We start from the raw sequence: 4410 nt of genomic DNA, 5'->3' as shown, positions 1-4410 counted from the left end.
TCACACCGAGCGAAGCCGCTGATGTCATGATTACTCTCGCGTCAGGCGAGCGGTGGGGGGGGGGGGGCACCCCCCCCCCCCCCCCCCGCGGGGCCCCCCCACGACCTGCACGAAGAACTCATCGATCTGCCTGATCGCGGCGATGAACTGGTCGAGATCCACCGGCTTGGTGACGTAGGCGTTGGCGTGCAGTTTGTAGCTGCGCAGAATGTCTTCCTCGGCCGCCGAGGTGGTGAGCACGACCACGGGGATGTGGGACAGCTCCGGGTCGGCCTTGATCTTCTCCAGTACCTGCCTGCCGTCGTATTTGGGCAGGTTCAGATCCAGCAGGATCAGATCCGGCCGTGGAGCGTCGGCGTGCGCGCCGGTGCGATAGATGAAGTCCAGCGCTTCCTGACCGTCCCTGACCACGTGCAGCGTGTTGCCGATCTTGTTGTCCTCGAAGGCTTCCCGCGTCATCAGCTCGTCGCCGGGGTCGTCTTCGACGAGCAGGATGTCGACCGGCTGGCCGGGTTCGGTCATGCGAATACCTCGTTCTCGATGGATGCGGCGGTGGTCGCGGGCGCTGCCGCCCGCAGGGTGAAGCACAGGCGGGTGCCGTCACGATAGTCGGTGTCGAGCCAGATCCGCCCGCCGTGGAACTCCACGATCTTCTTGCACACTGCCAGCCCGATCCCGGTGCCGCCGTAGGCGTCTCGCGGGTGCAGGCGCTGGAAGATGACGAAGACCTTTTCCGCGAATTCGGCCGCGACGCCGATGCCGTTGTCCGATACCGAGAACTGCCATTCCTCGGCATCGTCGGCGTCGGGTGCGCACGCCACCCGGACCACGGGGGTCAGGCCGGGCGTACGGAATTTGATCGCGTTGCCGATGAGGTTCTGCCACAGCATGATCAACAGGGTCGGTTCCCCGATGAGCTCCGGCAGCGCCGCCGGGCGCTCGATCACGGCCCCGGATTCCTCGATGGTCGCCGACAAGGCGGCCACCGCCTCGTCCAGGGTCTGATCGAGGCCCACCGGCTCGGTGCCGTCCGACATCCGGCCGACGCGGGAGAAGGTGAGCAGGTCGTTGATCAGCACCTGCATGCGTTTGGCGCCGTCGACGGCGAAATCGATGTACTGCTTGCCGCGCTCGTCGAGTTGGTCGCCGTAGCGCTTTTCGAGCAACTGACAGAACGAGGCCACCTTGCGCAGCGGCTCCTGCAGATCATGCGACGCGACGTAGGCGAACTGCTCCAGTTCGGTGTTGGATCGGCGCAGTTCCTCGGCCTGGATGTCGAGATCCTGCTTCTGCCGCAGCAGCGCCGTCTCCTGGACGCGCGCGGAGTCGAGCTCGGCGACGATGTGGTGGCGCATGTTCTCCACCGCTTCGCAGACCAACGCGATATCGGAAGGGCCGACTGCGTCGATGTGCGCGTCGAACTCCCCCGCGGCCACTCGCCGCGACGACTCGGTGAGATAGCCCAACGGCCGCACCACCAGTTGCCGCATCAGAACAGTGAGCAGCACCCCGGTCAGCAGGAAGACCGCGACGATGCCCGACAGCACGATGTTGCGCGTGGTGCGTGCGCTCGCCAGCTCAGCGGAATCACCGTCGACGACCGCGGCGAGACGGTCGTTCTGCACCGTGAAGGTATCGCGCACAGCGTCGAAGAGCGCCTTTCTGCGCAGCGCTCCGGTGGCGGCGTCGGGTCCGATGCCCGCGCGAGACGACACCGACCCGGTCACCGGATCGGTGAAGTCGGCCCGCCACCGCTGGGCGGCGAGGTCGACCGCGGCGAGGTCGGCGAGCAATCCCGGATGGCCGGCGAGCAGCTCGCGCAAGCGGTCCGCGGCGCGCGTCTGTTCCTGCCGCCCTTGGTCGTAGGGCTCGAGGAACTGCGGGTCGCCGGTGATGGCGTAGCCGCGGATGCCGGTCTCCTGATTGAGCAGCGCACCCTGCAGCCGATGGGCTTCGGTGGCCGCGGGCAGAGTCTCGGTGAGCAGACGATCGGTGAGCCGGCCGGTGTGGGCGATGACCTGCGCGCCCGCCACGGCACCGACGATCACCACCAGGATCATCAGCGCGAACACGAGCTGGAACCAGCCCTGTGCTGTCATTCTGCGAATCGGCCCCGACCGGGCCGGTGCACTGCTCGTCACGTCATCCGCCTCATCGCATCACTCCACCGCAAATACAGAATGGCCACGTCGTCATCCAAACCGCCCGACGCCGACGACAGCTCCGCGACCTGCCCGATCAGCGCGTCGACGAAGGACTCGGGCTGCTCGGCGGACAGTGTCTGCGCCAGTTCGAACAGTCCGTCCTCGCCGAGCCGAGTGCTGCCGTCGCCGACGCGCCCTTCGAACAGCCCATCGGTGAACAGCATCAGCCCCGCGTCGTCCGCCAACGCCACCTCGTGCGCGGGCCACTGCGCGTAGCCCGGGACGAAACCGAGGGCCGGGCCGCCCGGCACCTCGACCCAGCTCGGTCCCGCGCCGGTGCACCGCAGCATGCCGGGGTGGCCCGCACGGCGTACCGATACCAGTCGGGTCGCCGGGTCGAGGACCAAGCTGGTCGCGGTGGCGAACGTTTGCTGGTCGGCGCGTTCAGCGAGCAGCACTTCCTCGAGCAGGTTCAGTTGCCTGGCGCCGGTGACGCCGCTGAGCACCAGCGTTCGCCACGCCAGCCGCAAGGCGACCCCGATCGCCGCGGCGTCGGGACCGTGGCCGGAGACATCACCGATGACGGCGTGCACGATGCCGGTCGGGTCCTGAACCACGTCGTAGAAGTCACCGCCGAGCAGTGAGTGGTCACGACCGGGTCGATAGCGCGACACCACCTCGACCGCGGGGTCGGCACCCAACAGCGGGGTCGGCAACAGTCCGCGTTCCAGCCGGGAGTTCTCCTGCGCCCGCATCTGACTGGCCTGCAGGGCCGCGCTGGTGAGTTCGGCCTGCTTGCGCTGGATCGCGTAGCGCACTGCGCGCCCGAACAATTCCGGGTCCACCCGGCCCTTGACCAGGTAGTCCTGTGCGCCGGACGCCAACGCGAACAGCCCGGTGTGCTCTTGGTCGAGCCCGGTCATCACCACGACGGGGACCTGGTCGTTGCGATCGCGGATCCCCGCCAGTGCCTCGAGTCCGTGCGCATCGGGCAGATGCAGATCGAGCAGCACGCAATCGGGGATGCCGGTATGCAGGCGATCGCCGGCCTCGGTCAGGGTGCGTACCCACTCCAGGTGCGGGCGCGGGGACAGGTCGGCGACCATCTCCTCCACCAGCAAGGCGTCGCCGGGGTCGTCCTCGACCAGCAGTATGTGGAGTTGACGCCGCGATCCGGGCCCGCCCGCGAAGAGATCGGCGCTCACCGCGTCACTGCTGCGCACCACGACCACCGCCGGCACAGCCGAGAGTTGCCAGGCCGCACCGCATCAGACCTGCCCCTCCCCACCCGGACAGCACAAAACCCAGGGTGTGCACGAAAGCCTCCGATCACAGGCGCCCTTTGCGCGAACTGACTCCGCCGGCCGGTTGCTGGACCGAAAGTAGTACCAAGGATGCTATCCGATTGCGCCGACGACCCCTGCCCGTGCGCGATGCCCGCGCCCGGCATCGGTATCGCGGCTGGATCAGACGAGGCCCTCGACCTGTCTCCCGACAACCTGGTCGGCGCACGCTACTGGCAGGTGACCGATAGCGACAGGCTGATCCCGCGATCCAGCGAGCTCGCCGAGGTAGTGGTGTCCTGCGTAGCCGAGAGTCCTGGCCGCGCAGCGGTGGCGACTGGTTCAGGTGTCCGCACGAGGCGTCGCCGGTGCTGAACGCGATTGTCCGCGAGGACTGTTCGACGCGGTGGCACGTGGACCGAACCCCGACATCGAGGTTGAAGGCTGGTCATATGCGGTCCCCGGGTGCGCCTGGCACGAGCCAGGATATTTCCTGCGCTATCAGCGTGAAGCCGGGGACCGTGCGCAGCGCAAGCGCTATTAGAGGTTTCACCTGGCGAGACACCGAATTTCTTCAGCGAGCCATTCCAGAGTGGCACAGTTGCACTCCGCGCATGAAAGAGCGAATTATGTTTTGGCGGCCTATCAGGCGGCGGTCGTCACAGGCTTTCTCGGCTTCCGATATCTCCACCCGCCCCCATGAACGTGGCGGATCCAGATGTGGTGGTGACGATTGAAAGGTGTTGCAGGGGAGCACATACGGTACCAGCGCGGTTGCGCCGAGCTCTCTTGTTGGGCGTAGAGCAGACTCGCTTGTGATTCGCGCGTGCGCACCGTGAGATTATTCTTCCCCCTCCAGCGGCGGACTAAACATACAAGTCCGAAAAGATCGCTCTGTCAACCCCAATCGACCGATCACGGTTTAATAACCACCACCCTGGTGAACCCTTCACCCATGACCTACTCACGTAATCGCACAACGA

At 66.6% G+C, this 4410-nt stretch carries 3 protein-coding genes; all 3 read right to left on the bottom strand.

The window, feature by feature from the left end:
* Positions 1–30: 30 nt before the first annotated feature.
* From ACFWFP_RS19320 to ACFWFP_RS19310, 3 genes are read right to left on the bottom strand one after another with little or no spacing between them, the layout of a single operon-like run.
* Positions 31–522, bottom strand: coding sequence for a response regulator (locus ACFWFP_RS19320; protein WP_379296847.1), 492 nt, complete (start codon positions 520–522; stop codon positions 31–33).
* On the bottom strand, positions 519–2099 hold the full coding sequence (locus tag ACFWFP_RS19315) for a CHASE3 domain-containing protein (RefSeq protein ID WP_379296845.1): 1581 nt from the start codon (positions 2097–2099) through the stop codon (positions 519–521). The genes ACFWFP_RS19320 and ACFWFP_RS19315 overlap by 4 nt, the downstream gene beginning before the upstream one ends.
* Positions 2100–2137: 38 nt before the next feature.
* Positions 2138–3367 carry a PP2C family protein-serine/threonine phosphatase gene (locus ACFWFP_RS19310; RefSeq protein ID WP_379296843.1) on the bottom strand — a complete coding sequence of 410 codons (1230 nt, stop codon included), beginning with the start codon at positions 3365–3367 and terminating at the stop codon, positions 2138–2140.
* Positions 3368–4410 lie beyond the last annotated feature (1043 nt).

The sequence above is a fragment of the Nocardia sp. NPDC060249 genome, assembly GCF_042728755.1.
Lineage (GTDB): Bacteria > Actinomycetota > Actinomycetes > Mycobacteriales > Mycobacteriaceae > Nocardia.
Note: the sequence above shows the minus strand (reverse complement) of the source record. Positions and strands in the feature narration are given on the sequence as shown.

Excerpts from the sequence above, each read along its gene's own strand:
- ACFWFP_RS19320 (WP_379296847.1), bottom strand. The coding sequence starts at position 522 with ATGACCGAACCCGGCCAGCCGGTCGACATCCTGCTCGTCGAAGACGAC.
- ACFWFP_RS19315 (WP_379296845.1), bottom strand. The coding sequence starts at position 2,099 with ATGACAGCACAGGGCTGGTTCCAGCTCGTGTTCGCGCTGATGATCCTG.